The 17,895-nt window shown below is 71.7% G+C and carries 11 protein-coding genes; 2 read left to right on the top strand and 9 right to left on the bottom strand.

Going from position 1 to position 17,895, the window contains the following annotated elements:
* The first annotated feature begins 64 nt into the window (after positions 1-64).
* Positions 65-2,821: a beta-L-arabinofuranosidase domain-containing protein gene (locus H1D33_RS06715; protein WP_181568895.1), complete on the top strand. Its 2,757-nt coding sequence runs from the start codon at positions 65-67 to the stop codon at positions 2,819-2,821.
* Between the two features lie 479 nt (positions 2,822-3,300).
* Here H1D33_RS06715 and H1D33_RS06710 read toward each other — a convergent pair whose 3' ends face one another.
* The 9 genes from H1D33_RS06710 to araB all read right to left on the bottom strand — a co-directional run bounded on the left by H1D33_RS06710 (position 3,301) and on the right by araB (position 15,553).
* Positions 3,301-4,290 carry a LacI family DNA-binding transcriptional regulator gene (locus H1D33_RS06710; RefSeq protein ID WP_181568896.1) on the bottom strand — a complete coding sequence of 330 codons (990 nt, stop codon included), beginning with the start codon at positions 4,288-4,290 and terminating at the stop codon, positions 3,301-3,303.
* A gap of 307 nt (positions 4,291-4,597) precedes the next feature.
* Positions 4,598-6,679: an RICIN domain-containing protein gene (locus H1D33_RS06705; RefSeq protein ID WP_181568897.1), complete on the bottom strand. Its 2,082-nt coding sequence runs from the start codon at positions 6,677-6,679 to the stop codon at positions 4,598-4,600.
* 234 nt (positions 6,680-6,913) lie between these two features.
* Positions 6,914-8,416, bottom strand: a complete 1,503-nt coding sequence (araA, locus tag H1D33_RS06700) for an L-arabinose isomerase (protein WP_181568898.1) — start codon at positions 8,414-8,416, stop codon at positions 6,914-6,916.
* 26 nt (positions 8,417-8,442) lie between these two features.
* The gene (yjfF, locus tag H1D33_RS06695) at positions 8,443-9,435 is read right to left on the bottom strand and encodes a galactofuranose ABC transporter, permease protein YjfF (RefSeq protein ID WP_181568899.1); all 993 of its coding nucleotides are present in this window, start codon (positions 9,433-9,435) and stop codon (positions 8,443-8,445) included.
* Positions 9,432-10,505: an ABC transporter permease gene (locus H1D33_RS06690; RefSeq protein ID WP_181568900.1), complete on the bottom strand. Its 1,074-nt coding sequence runs from the start codon at positions 10,503-10,505 to the stop codon at positions 9,432-9,434. The genes yjfF and H1D33_RS06690 overlap by 4 nt, the downstream gene beginning before the upstream one ends.
* Entirely contained in the window at positions 10,502-12,046 is a 1,545-nt protein-coding gene (locus tag H1D33_RS06685; RefSeq protein ID WP_181568901.1) for a sugar ABC transporter ATP-binding protein, read from the bottom strand. The genes H1D33_RS06690 and H1D33_RS06685 overlap by 4 nt, the downstream gene beginning before the upstream one ends.
* A gap of 68 nt (positions 12,047-12,114) precedes the next feature.
* The gene (locus tag H1D33_RS06680) at positions 12,115-13,110 is read right to left on the bottom strand and encodes an ABC transporter substrate-binding protein (protein ID WP_181568902.1); all 996 of its coding nucleotides are present in this window, start codon (positions 13,108-13,110) and stop codon (positions 12,115-12,117) included.
* Positions 13,111-13,202: 92 nt separating this feature from the next.
* Positions 13,203-13,874 (bottom strand): L-ribulose-5-phosphate 4-epimerase, encoded by a 672-nt coding sequence (locus tag H1D33_RS06675; protein WP_181568903.1) that lies wholly within the window; start codon positions 13,872-13,874, stop codon positions 13,203-13,205.
* Positions 13,871-15,553 carry a ribulokinase gene (gene araB, locus H1D33_RS06670; protein ID WP_181568904.1) on the bottom strand — a complete coding sequence of 561 codons (1,683 nt, stop codon included), beginning with the start codon at positions 15,551-15,553 and terminating at the stop codon, positions 13,871-13,873. The genes H1D33_RS06675 and araB overlap by 4 nt, the downstream gene beginning before the upstream one ends.
* A gap of 648 nt (positions 15,554-16,201) precedes the next feature.
* Between araB and H1D33_RS06665 the strand changes: the two genes are divergently transcribed.
* Entirely contained in the window at positions 16,202-17,857 is a 1,656-nt protein-coding gene (locus tag H1D33_RS06665; protein WP_181568905.1) for a glycoside hydrolase family 27 protein, read from the top strand.
* The last annotated feature ends 38 nt before the right edge of the window (positions 17,858-17,895 follow it).

Raw genomic sequence — 17,895 nt, 5'->3', positions numbered from 1 at the left:
GGGCCGGGCGGACCACGATCCGCCCGGCCCGTGCCACCCGTCTCCCCACCACGAAAGGCCCCCCATGCCCGCTCCCCTGGTGAACCGCCGGATGCTGCTGCGCGCCACCGGCGCGACCGCCGTCGCGACCGCGGCCGGCGCGGCCGTCGGGTCCCTCTCCGGCGGCGTCCCGGCCGGCGCCGCGCTGGCCCCGGCCCGCCCGGACATCGGCGTCTCCGCCTACGCGTTCGACGCCGGCCAGGCGCGGCTGACCGCGGGTCGCTGGCTCGACAACCAGAACCGCACGCTGTCCTACCTCCGCTTCGTCGACGTCAACCGGCTGCTCTACAACTTCCGCGCCAACCACCGGCTCTCCACCGCCGGGGCCGCCGCCAACGGCGGCTGGGACGCGCCGACCTTCCCGTTCCGCAGCCACATGCAGGGCCACTTCCTGACCGCCTGGGCGCAGGCCTGGGCGGTGGCCGGCGACACCACCTGCCGGGACAAGGCGGTCACCATGGTCGCCGAGCTGGCCAGGTGCCAGGCCAACAACGGCGCGGCCGGCTTCAGCACCGGCTATCTCTCCGGTTTCCCGGAGTCCGACTTCACCGCGCTGGAGGCCCGGACGCTGAGCAACGGCAACGTGCCCTACTACTGCGTGCACAAGACGCTCGCCGGCCTGCTCGACGTGTGGCGCCTGATCGGCAGCACCCAGGCCCGCGACGTGCTGCTGGCACTCGCCGGCTGGGTCGACCAGCGCACCGGCCGGCTCAGCTCCGCGCAGATGCAGGCCATGCTGGGCACCGAGTTCGGCGGCATGAACGCGGTGCTGACCGACATCTACCAGCAGACCGGCGACGCCCGGTGGCTGGCCACCGCCCAGCGCTTCGACCACGCCGCCGTGTTCAACCCGCTCGCGTCCAACTCCGACCAGCTCAACGGGCTGCACGCCAACACCCAGGTGCCCAAGTGGATCGGCGCGGCCCGGGAGTACAAGGCCACCGGCACCACCCGCTACCGCGACATCGCCACCAACGCCTGGTCCATCACCGTCGGCGCGCACACCTACGCGATCGGCGGCAACAGCCAGGCCGAGCACTTCCGCGCGCCCAACGCCATCGCCGGCTATCTGCGCACCGACACCTGCGAGGCGTGCAACACCTACAACATGCTCAAGCTGACCCGGGAGCTGTGGCAGCTCGACCCGGACCGGGTCGCCTACGTCGACTTCTACGAGCGGGCGCTGCTCAACCACATGATCGGCCAGCAGAACCCGGCCGACCCCCACGGTCACGTCACCTACTTCACCCCGCTCAACCCGGGCGGGCGGCGCGGCGTCGGGCCGGCGTGGGGCGGCGGCACCTGGAGCACCGACTACAACTCCTTCTGGTGCTGCCAGGGCACCGGGCTGGAGACCAACACCACGCTCGCCGACGCGATCTACTACCACAACGGCACCACGCTGACCGTGAACCTGTTCGTGCCCTCGGTGCTCACCTGGAGCCAACGCGGCATCACGGTCACCCAGAGCACCTCGTACCCGGTCTCGGACACCACCACGCTCACCGTCACCGGCTCGGTGGGCGGGTCGTGGACGATGCGGATCCGGATCCCGTCCTGGACCACCGGCGCGACGGTCAGCGTGAACGGCACGGCGCAGGGCATCGCCACCACGCCGGGCAGCTACGCGGCGCTGACCCGCGACTGGACCTCCGGGGACGTGGTCACGGTGCGGCTGCCGATGCGGGTGACCACGGTCGCCGCCAACGACGACGCGGCGGTCCAGGCGGTCATGTACGGGCCGGTGGTGCTCTCCGGCAACTACGGCAACACCACGTTGAGCGGGCTGCCGACGCTGGACACCGGCTCGGTCACCCGCACCGGCAGCGGCTCGCTGGCGTTCACCGCGCGGGCCGACGGTGCGACCGTGAATCTCGGGCCGTTCTACGACGCGCACGGGTTCAACTACACGGTCTACTGGCGCGCCGGCACGAGCGGCGGCGGGAGCGGCGAGGCGAGCTTCCGGCTGGCCAACGCCGCCAGCGGACAGGTGCTCGGGATCCAGAACATGTCCACCGCCGACGGCGGGCTCGCCCTCCAGTGGGGCGACACCGGCACCGCCGACCACGACTGGCAGCTCGTGGTGGACGGGTCGGCGCTCAAGCTGCGCAACGTCAACAGCGGCCGGGTGCTGGGCGTGGAGAACATGTCCACCGCCGACAACGCCCGGATCCTCCAGTGGGCCGACAACGGCACCGCCGACCACCTGTGGACCGTGCTCGACGTCGGCGACGGCACGCACAAGCTGCGCAACGTCAACAGCGGCAAGCTGCTCGGCATCTCCGGCGGCTCGACCGCGCAGGGCGCACAGGCCGTGCAGGACCCGGACAACGGCAGCCTCGACAACCAGTGGCGGTTCCTGCCCGACGGGGCGCGCCGACTCCAGAACCTGGGCAGCGGACTGGTGCTCGGCGTGCAGGACATGTCCACCGCGGACGGCGGGCTGGTCATCCAGTGGGGCGACACCGGCACCGCCGACCACCTCTGGACCGCGCTCGTGGACACCGGCGGCTACCTGCGACTACGCGCCTCGCACAGTGGCAAGGTGCTGGGCGTCGAGGGTGGCTCCGCCGCGGCCGGCGCCCGGATCGTGCAGTGGGCCGACAACGGCGCCGCCGACCACCGGTGGCGGCTGCGCCACGGCGGCAACGGCTACTTCCGCATCCAGTGCGGCAACGGCGGCCGGGTGCTCGGCCTCAGCGGCGGCTCCGGCAGCCAGGGCGCGCAGGCGGTCCTCGGCGACGACACCGGCGCGGCGCACCAGCGCTGGCGGTTCGTCTGAGGCACGGGGTGGGCGGGCCGTCGGTCCACGTACCCCCGATGACGCCGCCGCTGTCGGGCCGGGCGACCCGACGGCGGCGGCTCAGCGCTGCGGCGGTCGAACCGGCGGAACGCCCCGACTCCCGCCACGGGCCCTGACGATCCGGCCCGGAGACTTCCCCCAATGGCTGCCTGTCGAGCTGATGGCAGAAACGACTCGAACCCCGCCGGCCGCAGCCCACCGCGTCATTCCACTTGTCGGCACGGCCGGCCGCACTCTGCGAACACCGCAGATCTTGGGAGGAAAGTGCCCCCGGAGGGGCCGGTTCGTACCAAGATCTCGGGCCGGCCAACGGCGCGTGAGTCGTTGGAGACATCAGCTCGACAGGCGACACGGGGATGGTTGCCCGCCTCGGCGAGCGGCCCGGCCGCGGACCGTCCACTCCGCCGGGCCGCGAGGATGCGCGACTCAGCACGGCGGCGACTCAGCGCCGTGACCGGTCAGCGCTGCGGGGGTGGGCCGACGCTGCGCCGCGACACCAGCTTCGGCGCGATGGTCTGCCGCAGCGGCCCGACGCTCGTCGACTCGATCTGCGCCAGCAGCATGCCGAGGCTCGCCCGGGCCACCGCCGCGAAGTCGGGCCGGACGGTGGTCAGCGGCGGGATGAAGTAGGCCGCCTCGGGCACGTCGTCGAAGCCGACCACGCTGATGTCGTCCGGCACCCGGCGGCCGTGCTCGTGCAACGCGCGCAGCACGCCCAGCGCCAGGTGGTCGTTGGCGGTGAAGACGGCGGTGACCTCCGGCATCCGGGCGAGCATCTGCCCGCACCGGTAGCCCGCCGCGGCGGACCAGTCCGCCGGGACCAGCGGCGGGATCTCGGCGCCGGCCAGCCGCAGCGCCTCGCGCCAGCCCTCGATGCGGCCGGCGCTGTCGAACCAGTCGGACGGGCCGGAGACGTGCCAGACCGTGCGGTGCCCGGCGTCGAGCAGGTGCTGGGTGGCGGCCCGGGCGCCGGCGACCTGGTCGACCGTCACCAGCGGGATCGGCCGGCCCGGGTCGCCGTCGACGGTCACCAGCGGCACGTCGTGGGGCAGCCGTTCCAGCGCCGCGCCGGCCGACTCGACCGGCGCGATCACCACGATGCCGGCGACCCGGTGCGCCAGGTGCCGCTCGACCGCCTCCGAGATGGAGCGGTGGTCGAGGTCGCTGACGCTGCCGACGCTGACCGCGAACCCGGCCTCGGCGGCGGTCTGCTCCAGCGCGGCCAGCAGCGAGGCCGGACCGTAGAGGGTGGTGTTCTGCGCGACCACGCCGATCACCTGCGACCGGCCGGTGACCAGCGCGCGGGCCGCGCGGTTGGGCCGGTAGCCCAGCTCGGTGATGGCCGCCTGGACGCGCAGCCGGGTCTGCTCGCGCACGTTGGGATGCCCGTTGAGGACCCGGGAGACCGTCTGGTGGGAGACACCGGCGAGGCGAGCCACGTCCGTCATCGCAGGACCGCGCACGGCCACCTCACTTTCGCACATGCCCGCGTGGCCGAACCATGTCGACGTCGACCGGACCGGCCGGGGTGGCGACAGTCTACGCCAGTTCTCCCACCGGTCACGGGACGCCCGATCGACGAATCGGTCCGCCGCGCCGGAATGTCGGAGAATGGCCGGCAGCGCCCATTCCATTCCCGCCGTCGGTGCGCGAAAGGGCAGCTCCGGCCGCCCGGAGCGGGGCATTTTCGACCGTTGTCGGCGCCCCGCCCCGGGCAATTTCCGGACCGTCAAGGACCGGAAATGGTGACCCGCGTCACGGCGTTGTCACGGAGAACTGGCGCGCCGTCACCGCGCCGCCCAGTGATTGGGTGGCGTAGTTGAAGATGGCGAACCGGTATCCCATGAAGAACTGCCACGCGTTGTTCAGCGTCAGCGCGTTGCCCAACGGGACGAAGGTGACCCCGTCGGTGCTGTAGGAGAACCGCGCCTGCCGGCCCGAGCCGGGCCGGATGTCGGCGTTGACCCGCAACCAGATCCGCCCGCCGGAGACCGCCGCGCCGGCCACCTCACTGCCGGTCGACGTGGTGTTCCAGGTGCCGCTGGCCATGGTCAACCCGTTGGTCATGACCACCCGGGTGGCGCCGTTGTCCCGGCGCACGCCGATCCACGCCGAGCTGTCGCGCAGCATGGCCAGCCCGGACCGGTCCCCGTCGCGCATGGCCGAGTAGTCCAGCTCGACCGTCGCGGTGGAGGTGGGTCCCTGGATCCGGTGGGTCACCGTGTTGCGCGCCTGGTAGAGGTCGTTGGTCACGGACGCGGTCTGCAGGCGCAGGCCGTTGTTCACCGACCACCGGCTGTTGTCCGGGTTGTGGTTCCACTCGTACTGCGGGCCGAGCGTGGTGCCGGCGAACGTGTCGGTGCCGGTGAGCGGCTTCACCGGGTGCAGCGGCAGCGGGTTGGGGTAGCTCGCGCCCCACTGCCCGTTGACGGTCTGCACCTGCGGCCAGCCGTCGGCGGTCCAGGTGATCGGCGCCAGCGTCGGCATCCGCCCGCCCGGGTACGCGTCGGTGAAGGCCATGTAGTACCAGGCGCCGGTCTGCGTCTGCACCAGGCCACCCTGGTGCGGCACCCCGCCGCCGGAGATCGGGCCGGGCAGGTTCAACAGCACCTGCCGCTGCTCGTACGGGCCGAACGGGCCGTTGGTGGACTTGAGCACGTACTGGCCGTTCGCCGGGCGGGTCAGCCAGATGTAGTAGGCGCCGTTGCGCTTGTAGAAGCGCGCCCCCTCCAGCGTGCCGATGCTCGACGGCGTCTGGTAGACCTGCTGGGCCCGCACCTGGCTGCGCCCGTCCGCGGAGAGCTGCGCCACGCTGATCGTGCTGTTGCCGTACGCGACGTACATGGTGTCGTTGTCGTCGATCAGCATGCCGGCGTCGTAGTAGCAGTTGGGGATCGTGGTGAGCTTGCTCCACGTGCTGTCCACGGCGGGCGCGGTGTAGATGTGGGTCTGGGCGAAGTCGACGCACCCGGCCCAGTAGTAGGTCCTGTTGCTGGGCCGGTAGTTCAACGTCGAGGCCCAGATGCCGTCCACGTACGCCTGACTGCCCGGGGGCAGGTCGTACTTGGTGCCGAAGTCCAGCCGGGGCACCGAGTGCCCGGCGAACTCCCAGTTGACCAGGTCCCAGGAGCGCAGTACCGGCGCGCCGGGCGAGTAGTGCATGGTCGAGGCGGACATGTAGTAGACGTCCCCGACGCGGATGATGTCGACGTCGGCGAAGTCCTGCCAGATCGCCGGGTTGGTGAACGTGCCGCTCGGCGGCGGGTTCGTCGGCGGCGGGCTGGTCGGGGTGCCGCCGCCGTCGACGCGGACGAGCTGCCACTGCTGGTTGGCGCCGTTCCAGTCGTCGTACTGGACGATGTTGCCGCCGTCGGCGGTCGAGGCGTTCTGCACCTCCATCACCTTGTTGGAGTTGCGGTTGACCAGCCGGACGTAGCCGCCGTCGGAGTCCGCCAGCCGGAACTGCTGGTTGGTGCCGCCGTGGTCGGTCCACTGCACCACGGCCGCGCCGTTCGCGGTGGACGCGCCGGTCACGTCCAGCACCTTGCCGGAGTGCCGCGAGCGCACCCGGTAGTAGCCGCCGCCGGAGTCGACGAACTGCCACTGCTGCCACGCCCCGTCGTTGCGCGCCCACTGGGTGATCCGCGCCCCGTCGTTCGTGGCCTGGTTGTACAGGTCCAGCGCCTTGCCGCTGTTGCGGTCCACCAGCACGTACCACGCGCTGGTGTCCACCGTCGCCGCCGAGGCCGGCGCCGGGACCAACCCGACCAGCACGCCGCCGACCACCATCGCCACCAACCCCGCCAGGAGCCGGGACAGCCGAGCTGTCACCACCATGAACCTCCTCGTGTGATCGTTAACAGTTGTCCCTGCCCGAGGGGAGTCGGAGCCGGGTGGCAGCCACGACGAGGACCCCGCCCGGAACGGCCCGTACCGGCTGCCGGCAATCCGACACATCGACTGTGAGCGATAACATGGCGTTCGTCAAGGCGTAACAGCGAGGACACGAACGGGTGGCACGCCCCGGCACGGCACCGGAGCACGCCACCCGTGGTGATCGTCCGCGCGCGGTCAGAACCCGCGCGCGAGCCGGTGGTACGCCTGGTTCCAGCGCAGCTCGTCGGCGAACCGGTGCGGCACGGTGTCGCCGTCGATGACCGCCAGCTCGGTCCGCGTCATCGCGGCCAGGTCACGCAACTCCTCCACGCCCACCGCCTGGGAGAGCACGGTGTGGTGCGGGGCGCCCGCGGTGATCCACGACTCCGCCGACACGGAGAGGTCGGGGCGGGGCCGCCAGACCGCGCGCGCCACCGGCAGGCTGCGCAACGGCTGCGGCGGCGGCACCACGTCCACCACGTTGGCCACCAGCCGGAACCGCTCCCCCAGATCCGACATGCCGAGCACCACGGCCGGGCCGGACGCCGCGTCGAAGACCAGCCGGACCGGGTCCTCCCGCCCGCCGATGCCCAGCGGGTGCACCTCCGCGGTCGGCACGTCGGCGGCGATGCTCGGGCACACCTCCAGCATGTGCGCGCCGAGGACCAGCTCGTGGCCGAACGTCAGGTCGTAGGTGTAGTCCTCCATGAAGGACGTCCCACCCTCGACGCCGACGGCCATCGCCTTCAGCGTCCGCACCAGGATCGACGTCTTCCAGTCCCCCTCGCCGCCGAAGCCGTAGCCATCGGCCATCAGCCGCTGCACCGCGATGCCGGGGAGCTGGCGCAGCCCGCCGAGGTCCTCGAAGTTCGTGGTGAACGCGCGGAAGCCACCGTCGTCCAGGAACGCCCGCAGCCCCAACTCCTGGCGGGCGGCGTAGCGCAGCGAGTCGTGCCGGTCGCCGCCGGCCCGAAGCGCCGGGTCCAGCCGGTAGGTGTCGTCGTACTCCTTCACCAGGTCGTCCACCTGCGCCTCGGCGACCTGGTCGACCACCGCGACCAGGTCGTTCACGCCGTAGGTGTTGACCGAGACGCCGAAGCGCAGCTCCGCCTCGACCTTGTCCCCCTCGGTGACCGCGACGTCGCGCATGTTGTCGCCGAAGCGGGCCAGCCGCAGCGTCCGCACCGACGACCAGCCGATGGCCGCGCGGGCCCAGGCCGCCACCCGCGACACCACCCGCGGGTCGGTGACGTGCCCGACGACCGTCTTGCGGGCCACCCCCAGGCGGGTCTGGATGTACCCGAACTCGCGGTCGCCGTGCGCGGCCTGGTTCAGGTTCATGAAGTCCATGTCGATGGTGTCCCACGGCAGCGCCACGTTCGCCTGGGTGTGCAGGTGCAGCAGCGGCGTCTGCAACGCGTCCAGCCCGGCGATCCACATCTTGGCCGGTGAGAACGTGTGCATCCAGGCGATCACCCCGACCGCGCCCTGCACGGCCGCGTCCCGGCAGGCCGCGAGGATGTCCGTGCTGGAGGTGAGGACCGGCTTCCAGACCACGCGCACCGGGAGCTCCGACGACTCGTCCAGCCGGGCGGCGATCTGCCGGGACTGGTCGGCGACCTGCCGCAGGGTGTCCTCGCCGTAGAGACCCTGGCTACCGGTGAGGAACCAGACCTCGGGCTGGGGGTGAGTTGCCATGTTCGTGCCTTCCGCGCTAGGAGCAGTCACTTGAACCGGATGCCGATGAGGCGCTGGAGGAGGATGAACGCGAAGAGCAGGCCGCCGATCACGATCTTGGTCCACCAGGAGTTGAGGCTGCCGTCGAACGTGATCAGGGTCTGGATCACGCCCAGCACCAGCACGCCGAGCACGGTGCCGAAGACGTAGCCCGAGCCGCCGGTGAGCACCGTGCCGCCGATGACGACCGCGGCGATCACGTCCAGCTCCATCCCGACCGCGATCAGCGGCGCGCCGGAGAGCGTGTAGAACGACAGCAGGATGCCGCCGATGGCCGAGCACAGCCCGCTGATCGTGTAGACCGCGATCCGGGTGCGGCCCACCGGCAACCCCATCAGCAGCGCCGACTGCGCGTTGCCGCCGACCGCGTAGACGTTGCGGCCGAACCGGGTGTACGCCAGCACGTATGCGGCGACCAGCACCACCGCGAACGCGATCAGCACGCTGATCGACACGAAGTTCCCGGCCGGGTTCCCGATGCGCTCCTGGGACATCCCGGTCCAGAAACCGTCGGTGATGGAGATCGAGGCGTCGCTGATGAACGTGCACATGCCCCGGGCGAAGAACATCCCGGCGAGTGTGACGATGAACGGCTGGATCTCGAAGAAGTGGATCGCGCAGCCCATCAGGAACCCGAGCGCCGGGCCGATGAGCAGCGCGACGACGAGCACCAGGCCCGCCGGCAGGCCGTCGCGCAGCAGCGCGGCCGACACCATCGCGGTCATCGCCACCACCGAGCCGACGGACAGGTCGATGCCACCGGTGAGGATCACGAACGTCATGCCGACCGCGACCACGAGCATGAAGCCGTTGTCGATGAAGACGTTGAAGACCACCTGGACGTTGGAGAACGCGCGGTACTGCGAGACGCCGACGCCGTACATGACCAGCAGCAGCGCGAGTGTGGCCAGCACCGGGACGTGCCGCCGGGGCAGGCTGGGCCGCCAGGACCGGACGGCGGACAACGTGGTGCTGCTCATGCCGGCACCTGCTCCTTCTCCCGCTGCGGCGCCGCCGGACCGGGCTCGACCCCACCACGCCGGCGGCGACGGAAGCGGGCCCGGAACGCCGGGGCCTGCACCAGGCAGACGGCGATCACGACGACGGCCTTGAACAGCAGCGACGTCTGCGGCGAGATGTTCATGGCGTACACGGTGGTGGTCAGGGTCTGGATGATCAGCGCGCCGAGGACCGTGCCGCTGAGCGAGAACCGGCCGCCGGCCAGCGAGGTGCCGCCGATCACCACGGCGAGGATCGCGTCGAGTTCGATCCACAGCCCGGCGGCGTTGCCGTCCGCGCTGGACACGTTCGCGGTGACCATGAAGCCGGCCACCGCGGCGCAGGCGGCGCTGACCACGTAGACGAGGAAGATCACGCGGCGCGACCGGATGCCGGCCAGCCGGCTGGCCTCGGCGTTGCCGCCGACCGACTCGACGATCAACCCGAGCGCGGTGCGCCGGGTGAACGCGGCCACCAGCAGCGCCGCGGCCAGGGCGATGAGGATGGCCAGCGGCAGGGTCAGAAAGCTTCCCAGCCCGATCGCCCGGTACGGCCCGGAGTTGATCGTGATGATCTGTCCCTCGGTGACGAGCTGGGCGATTCCCCGGCCGGCCACCATCAGGATCAGCGTGGCGATGATCGGCTGGATGCCGATGACGGAGACCAGCACCCCGTTCCAGGCGCCGAGCACGAGCGCGGCCCCGAACGCCAGAGCCAGCGCGGTGGCCACCGTGGCCGGGCTGTTCTGGTCGGCCGCGCCGCTGATGTGCAGGCAGGCGATCGCGCCGCTGATGGCGCAGAGCGAGCCGACGGACAGGTCGATGCCGCCGGTGGCGATGACCAGGGTCATGCCGAGGGCGACCAGGATCAACGGCGCGCTCAGCCGGAGGATGTCGACGGGCGTGCCGTACAGGTGGCCGTTCTTGACCTCGACGGCAAGGAAGCCGGGCCGGTAGACGGTGTTCGCGGCGATCATCACCACGAGCACCACGGCCGGCCAGAACAGCCGGTGCCCGGTCAGCGGGCGGAGGCGGTCGGCGACGGTGTTCATCGGTTCACCTCCTCCCGGGGGGTTCCGCTGGCGATGGTGCGCATGACGCGGTCGGCGTCGAGCGTGTCGTCGTTGTCGAGCTGGGCGACCATCTCGCGGTCGCGCATGACCGCGACCCGGTGGCTCAGGCGCAGCACCTCCTCCAGCTCGGCGGAGATGAACAGCACCGCCATGCCGCCGTCGGAGAGCTGCACCACCAGCTTCTGGATCTCGGCCTTGGCGCCGACGTCGATGCCGCGGGTGGGCTCGTCGAGGATGAGCAGGCGCGGCTCGGTGATGAGCCAGCGGGCCAGCAGCACCTTCTGCTGGTTGCCGCCGGAGAGGTTGCGCACCGGCAGCTCCGGGTTGGCCGGGCGGATGCTGAGCGCCTGGACGTACTTCTGCACCAGCTCGTCCTGCCGGCGGCGGGGGATCGGACGCAGCCAGCCGCGGGCGGCCTGCATCGCCAGGATCATGTTCTCCCGCACCGACAGCTCCGGCACGATGCCCTCCGCGCGGCGGTTCTCCGAGCAGAAGCCGATGCCCCGGTCGATGGCCTGGATCGGGGTGCGCAGCGGCGCCCGGCCGCCGTCGACGAGGACCTGGCCGTGGTCGGCGCGGTCGGCGCCGAAGAGCAACCGCGCCACCTCGGTACGACCGGAGCCGAGCAGGCCGGCCAGGCCGACCACCTCGCCGGCGTGGATGCGCAGGCTGAACGGGGCGACCGCGCCACGGCGACCCAGCTCGGCGGCGTCCACCAGCGGGGCCGTGCCGTCGGGCGTCACGGAGGCGCGCTTCTGCTGCTCCTCGAGCCGTTCCAGCACGTCCAGCTCCTGGCCGATCATCTTCTCCACCAGGCTGAACTGCGGCAGCTCCTCGGTGCGGTACTCCCCCACCAGGCTGCCGTTGCGCAGCACCGTGATGCGGTCGGCGACCGCGTAGACCTGGTCGAGGAAGTGGGTGACGAACAGGATCGCGATCCCCTCGTCGCGCAACTGGCGCATGATGCGGAAGAGCTGGGCGACCTCGCCGGCGTCCAGGCTGGAGGTCGGCTCGTCGAGGATGAGCACCCGGGCCTGGACGTCGATGGCGCGGGCGATGGCCACCATCTGCTGCACAGCGAGCGAGTACGTCCCGAGCTGCGCGCCGACGTCGAGGTCGAGGTCGAGCCGGGTCAGGAGCTGCCGGGCCCGGCGACGCATCTCGCCCCAGCGCACCGCGCCCAGCCGGCGGGGCTCGCGGCCGATGAAGATGTTCTCCGCCACCGACAGGTTGGTGCAGAGGTTGACCTCCTGGTAGACGGTGCTCACGCCGGCCGCGGCGGCCTGCATCGGCCCGGTGAAGGACACCTGCTCGCCGGCGAGCGTGACGATGCCGGCGTCGGTGCCGTAGACACCGGTCAGCACCTTGATCAGGGTTGACTTGCCGGCGCCGTTCTCGCCCATGAGGGCGTGGACCTCGCCCGGGAACAGCCGGAAGTCGACGTCGTGCAGCGCCCGGACCCCGGGGAAGGTCTTGCTGATGCCGGTCATGGTCAGGACCGGACGGTCACCCGTACCCATCGGACCTCTTCTTCGGACGGTGGTGGCGCGGGGGCCGCCGTCGGCGCGACGGCGACCCCCGAGGTGGGTCAGTACTTGCGGTTGGGCAGGGCCTCCTTCGCCGTCTCCTGCGTGAAGGTGGTCTCCTCGGTCTCGATCCGGGCCGGCACCTCCTCGCCGGCCTTGACCTTCTTCGCGAGGTCCATCAGCTGCGGGCCGAGCAGCGGGCTGCACTCGGCGATGAAGTTGAACTTGCCGTCCGCGAGGGCCTGCATGCCGTCCTTCACCGCGTCGACGGTGATGATGGTGATGTCCTTGCCCGGCACCTTGCCGGCCGCGGTGATCGCCTCGAGCGCGCCCAGGCCCATGTCGTCGTTGTGCGCGAAGAGCACGTCGATCTTCGGGTTGGCCTTGAGGAACTGCTCCATCACCTGCTTGCCGCCGGCGCGGGTGAAGTCGCCCGACTGCGACGCGATGATCTTCAGGTTGGGGTTGGCCGCGATCGCCTCGCCGAAGCCCGCCTTGCGGTCGTTGGCCGGCGCCGAGCCGGTCGTGCCCTGCAGCTCGACGATGTTGACCGGGCCGGTGGCCGCCTTCTTCTGCTCCACTAGCCACTCGCCGGCGAGCCGGCCCTCCTTCTTGAAGTCCGAGCCGAGGAACGTCTTGTAGAGCGACTTGTCGGCCGAGTCGACCGCGCGGTCGGTCAGGATCACCGGGATCTTGGCGTCCTTGGCCTCCTTGAGCACGGTGTCCCAGCCGGACTCCACCACCGGCGAGAAGGCGATCACGTCCACCTTCTGCTGGATGAAGTTCCGGATCGCCTTGATCTGGTTCTCCTGCTTCTGCTGCGCGTCGTCGAACTTCAGCTCGACGCCGGCCTCGCCCGCCGCCTCCTTGATCGAGGTGGTGTTGGCGGTCCGCCAGCCGCTCTCCGCGCCGACCTGGGAGAAGCCCAGCACCAGCTTGTCGCTGCCGCCGCCGGAATCGCCGCCGGTGTCGCTGTTGCCGCAGGCGGCGATGCTGCCGGCGAGCAGCACGCCGGCCAGGGCCGCGATGACCGTACGGGCCGTGCTCCTGGTTCTCATCGAATCTCCTCGGGGTGGGGTGATCCGGGCGCGCGACCGGCGGGGCCGGGGCGACCGGTTGTGGTGGTGGGATGAGGTGGTGCTGGCCGGTGTCAGCCGCTCGGCGGGCGCTGGCCGTACACGTTCTGGTAGCGGTCGTGCAGCGCGTCGACGTCGGCCGGCGCGATCGGCAGCGGCTGCCCCAGCGCGCGGGCCAGGTGCGCGGTGCGTGCGACGTCCTCGCACATCACCGCGGCCTTGACCGCCGCCCGGGCGTCCCTGCCGATGGTGAACACGCCGTGGTTGCGCATGAGCACCGCGGGCGAGCGGTGCCCGGACAGCGTGCCGACGATGCCCTTGCCGATGTCGTCGCCGCCGATCAGGGCGAACGGTCCGACCGGGATCTCCCCGCCGAACTCGTCGGCCTGGGCGGTCAGCCAGCACGGGATCGCCTCACCCCGAGCCGCCCAGGCGGTGGCGTAGCCGCTGTGGGTGTGCACGACGCCGCCGACCTCGGGCATCGCGCGGTAGACGTAGGCGTGCGCGGCGGTGTCGCTGGACGGGGCGCCGCCGCCGTCGACCACCACGCCGTCGAGGTCGCAGAGCACCATGGTGTCGGCGGTCAGGTCGTCGTAGTCCACTCCGCTCGGCTTGATGACCATGAGGTCCTGTCCCGATACCCGCGCCGAGACGTTGCCGGCGGTCCAGGCCACCAGGTTGTTGCGGGTCAGCTCACGGTGCAGCCGGGCGACGGTCTCGCGCAGCGCGGCGACGGCGGGGGTCATCCGACCACCTCCAGGGTCGAGGCGGCCGGCTCGGCGGGGGCGTCGAGCGCCGCGTTGCGGATCGCCCGCAGGCGCAGCATGACGTCGCTCGCGCCGCGGCCGAAGTGGTCGTGCAGCGCGCGGTACTCGGCGTAGAGCGCGTCGTAGGCCCGCACGTTCGCCGGGATCGGCCGGTAGACGGCCTCGTCCACCCGCCCCATGGCCGCGGACGCCTCGTGCACCGTCGGGTACGCGCCGGCGGCGACCGCCGCGTGGATGGCGGAGCCGAGCGCCGGGCCCTGCGCCGAGCCGATGATGCCCAGCGGCCGGTTGGTGACGTCGGCGTAGATCTGCATCAGCAGCCGGTTGGAGGTGAGCCCGCCGGCCACCACCAGGTCGTCGACCGGCACGCCCGCCTCGGCGAAGGCCTCCACGATCATCCGGGTGCCGTACGCGGTGGCCTCCAGCAGCGCGCGGTAGACGTCCGCCGGCCGGGTGGCCAGGGTCAGGCCGACGACCAGCCCGCTGAGGTCGTGGTTGACCAGCAGCGACCGGTTGCCGTTCCACCAGTCGAGCGCGACCAGGCCGTGCGCGCCGACCGGCTGGGCGGCGGCCAGCTCGGTGAGCCGCTCGTGCGAGTCGAGGCCGGCGGGCGCGGCGTGCCGCACGAACCAGCCGAAGATGTCGCCGACGCCGCTCTGCCCGGCCTCGTAGCCCCAGGCGCCGGGGCTGATGCCGCCGTCGACCACGCCGCACATGCCGGGCACCTCGGCGGGGTGGGTGCCGTTGAGCACGTGGCAGGTGGAGGTGCCCATGATGGCCACCAGCCGGCCCGGGCGCAGCGCCTGGGCGGAGGCCGCGGTGACGTGCGCGTCGACGTTGCCGACGGCGACCGCGATGCCCTCCGGCAGCCCGGTCCAGGCGGCGGCGCGGGCGCCGAGCACGCCGGCCCGGTCGCCCAGTGGCAGCAGCGGGCCGTCCAGTTTGGTGACGAAGTCGGCGAAGGCGGGGTCGAGCGCGGCCAGGTAGTCCGGCGACGGGTAGCGGCCGTCCTGCCGGATGCCCTTGTAGCCGGCGGTGCAGGCGTTGCGCGTCTGGACGCCGCACAGCTCCCAGACGATCCAGTCGGCGGCCTCGACGAGGCGCTCGGCCCGCCGGTAGACCTCCGGGTCCTCGTCGAGGATCTGCAGTCCCTTGGCGAACTGCCACTCGGCGGAGATCTTGCCGCCGTAGCGGCCGATCCAGGGCTCGCCGCGCTCGTGCGCCAACGCGTTGATCCGGTCGGCCTGCGGTTGCGCGGCGTGGTGCTTCCAGAGCTTGACCCAGGCGTGCGGCCGGTGACGCAGCTCGGGCAGCTCGCACAGCGGGGTGCCGTCGGCGAGCGTGGGCAACACGGTGCAGGCGGTGAAGTCGGTGCCGATCCCGATCACCGTGGCCGGGTCCACCCGGGCCGCGGCCAGCGCGGCGGGCACCGCCTCGCGCAGCACGTCGCGGTAGTCCTCGGGGTCCTGCAACGCCCAGTCCGGGGGCAGCGACGGGCCGCCGTCGGGCAGGGCCGCCTCGATCACGCCGTGCCGGTACTCGTGCACCGCGGTGCCGACCTCGGCGCCGTCGCGGACCCGCACCACGAGCGCCCGCCCGGACAACGTGCCGAAATCGACCCCGACCACGTAGCGGTCGGGCCCGTCAATCTCGCTCATCTGCACCTCTCCCGTGTCACGGAGTTAGTGTTAGCGCTCACATATACATCCGTCAAGACACCTGAGCGCAACGGCTGCGTAACGAGCGACGGCGCGTTGCGAGGGTCGCCGACGACCGCGCCGGGACCGGCCCGGCCACGCCCCACCGGAGATCGTCCGGCGGCGCCGGCAGGCCACGGTGACGGACCCCAGCCTGGCAGTGTTAGCGAGAACATAAAAGACCTGATGGAGATCACGGTACGACCGCCCCGCGCCACCCCGGGCAGCGGGCCGGCATGCCGCCGACGAGCCGCCAGAAGGGCTCTCAACGGCTCTTTCTTGGGTCGTCCGCCCACCCTTCGGGCCGACTCTCGGCGACCGGCGGACCCGCCAAGCTATTTACAGCATTTGATGTCAGCGATAACATCCGCGACATCGCAGTGCCCACGAGTCGTCCCCGGGCGGACACCACCGGCACCGCGGCGAGGCGACGGCCGGCGGCGTCCCCGGCCATCGCCGACCCACCACCTGAGAGCGACCGCCGGCGGCCCACCGGTCCCCTCGACGCCACGGCCCGCCCGGTGACCCACCGGCCCCGTGACACGGACCGCCGCGTGCGACCGCTCGCCGGACGCCGGCACCGTCGGCGCCCTCGACCGAGGAGGACCTGTGCGAAGAAGAACACGACGGCTGCTGGCCGCTCTGGGGGTGGCGGCGGTCGCGGTCGCCGCCACCGCCGTCGGCGGGGCCGCCGTCCCACAGCCGGCGCGGGCGCTCGACAACGGCGTCGCCCGTACGCCGCCGATGGGGTGGAACAGTTGGAACACCTTCGGCTGCAACATCAACGAGACGCTGATCCGGCAGATGGCCGACGCGATGGTCAGCTCCGGCATGCGCGACGCGGGCTACCAGTACGTCGTCGTCGACGACTGCTGGATGAACCCGAACCGGGACTCGGCGGGCAACCTGCAGGGCGACCCGAGCCGCTTCCCGTCCGGCATGAGGGCGCTCGGCGACTACATCCACGCCCGGGGCCTGAAGTTCGGCATCTACCAGGGCCCGCTGGACAAGACGTGTGCGCAGTACTTCAACAGCTATCCCGGCGCCACCGGGGCCCAGGGGCACGAGGCGCAGGACGCCCGGCAGTTCGCCGCCTGGGGGGTCGACTACCTCAAGTACGACTGGTGCTCGCCCAGCGGCACCATCGACGACCAGGTGCGCGTCTTCAACATCATGCGCGACGCGCTCGCCGCCACCGGCCGGCCGATCGTCTACAGCATCAACTCCAACAGCGTCCACTCCAAGACCGGCCCGCAGCGTGACTGGGGCGACGTGGCGAACATGTGGCGCACCACCGAGGACATCACCAACACCTGGAACAGCGGCCAGACCAACGGCTACCCGATGGGCGTGCAGAACATCGTCGACGTCACCGTGCCGCTGGCCGGACGGGCCAAGCCCGGCGCGTTCAACGACATGGACATGCTGGAGGTCGGTCGCGGTGGGATGACCGACACCGAGATGCGCAGCCACTTCGCGCTGTGGGCGACGATGGCCTCCCCGCTGATCGCCGGCAACGACCTGCGCTCCATGAACGCGGCCACGCAGACGATCCTGAAGAACGCCAACCTGATCGGCATCAGCCAGGACCCGCTCGCCCGGCAGGCCGGTCAGGTCTCCTTCGACGGCACCCGGCGGGTGCTGGCCAAGCCGCTGGCCAACGGCGACGTGGCGGTCGTCCTGTTCAACCAGGGCAGCGCCACCACCACGGTCTCCACCACGGCCGCGGCGGTGGGCAAGAGCGGCAGCTCGTTCACCCTGCGCGACGCGTGGACCGACGCCACCTCCACCAGCACCGGCGCGATCTCCGCCAGCGTGCCCGCACACGGCACCGTGGTCTACCGGGTCAGCGGGGGCGGCACCACCACGCCGCCGCCCACCCCGACCACGTTCCGGCTGCGCAGCGAGTCGTCCGGCCGCTGCCTCGACGTCGACAACGGCGGCACGGCCAACGGCACCGGCACGCTGGTCTGGGACTGTCACAGCAACGCCAACCAGCAGTTCACCGCCAACGGCCAGACGCTTCAGGTGCTCGGCAAGTGCCTGGACGTGCCGACCGGCGCCACCGCCGGCACCCGGGTGCAGATCTGGGACTGCAACGGCGGCACCAACCAGCAGTGGACGTTCAACGGCAACGGCACGGTGAGCAACGGGCGGTTCCCGACGTTGTGCCTGGACGTCGACGGCGGCGCCACCGCCAACGGCACCCGGGTGATCCTCTGGACCTGCCACGGCAACACCAACCAGCGGTGGAGCCGGGCGTGACCGTGCGGCCGGCCGGACGGCTCCCCCGCCGTCCGGCC

This window comes from Micromonospora ferruginea (assembly GCF_013694245.2).
In the GTDB taxonomy this organism is placed as follows: domain Bacteria; phylum Actinomycetota; class Actinomycetes; order Mycobacteriales; family Micromonosporaceae; genus Micromonospora; species Micromonospora robiginosa.
The sequence above is the reverse complement of the archived record's forward strand: the minus strand, read 5'-3'. Positions and strand labels throughout refer to the sequence as shown.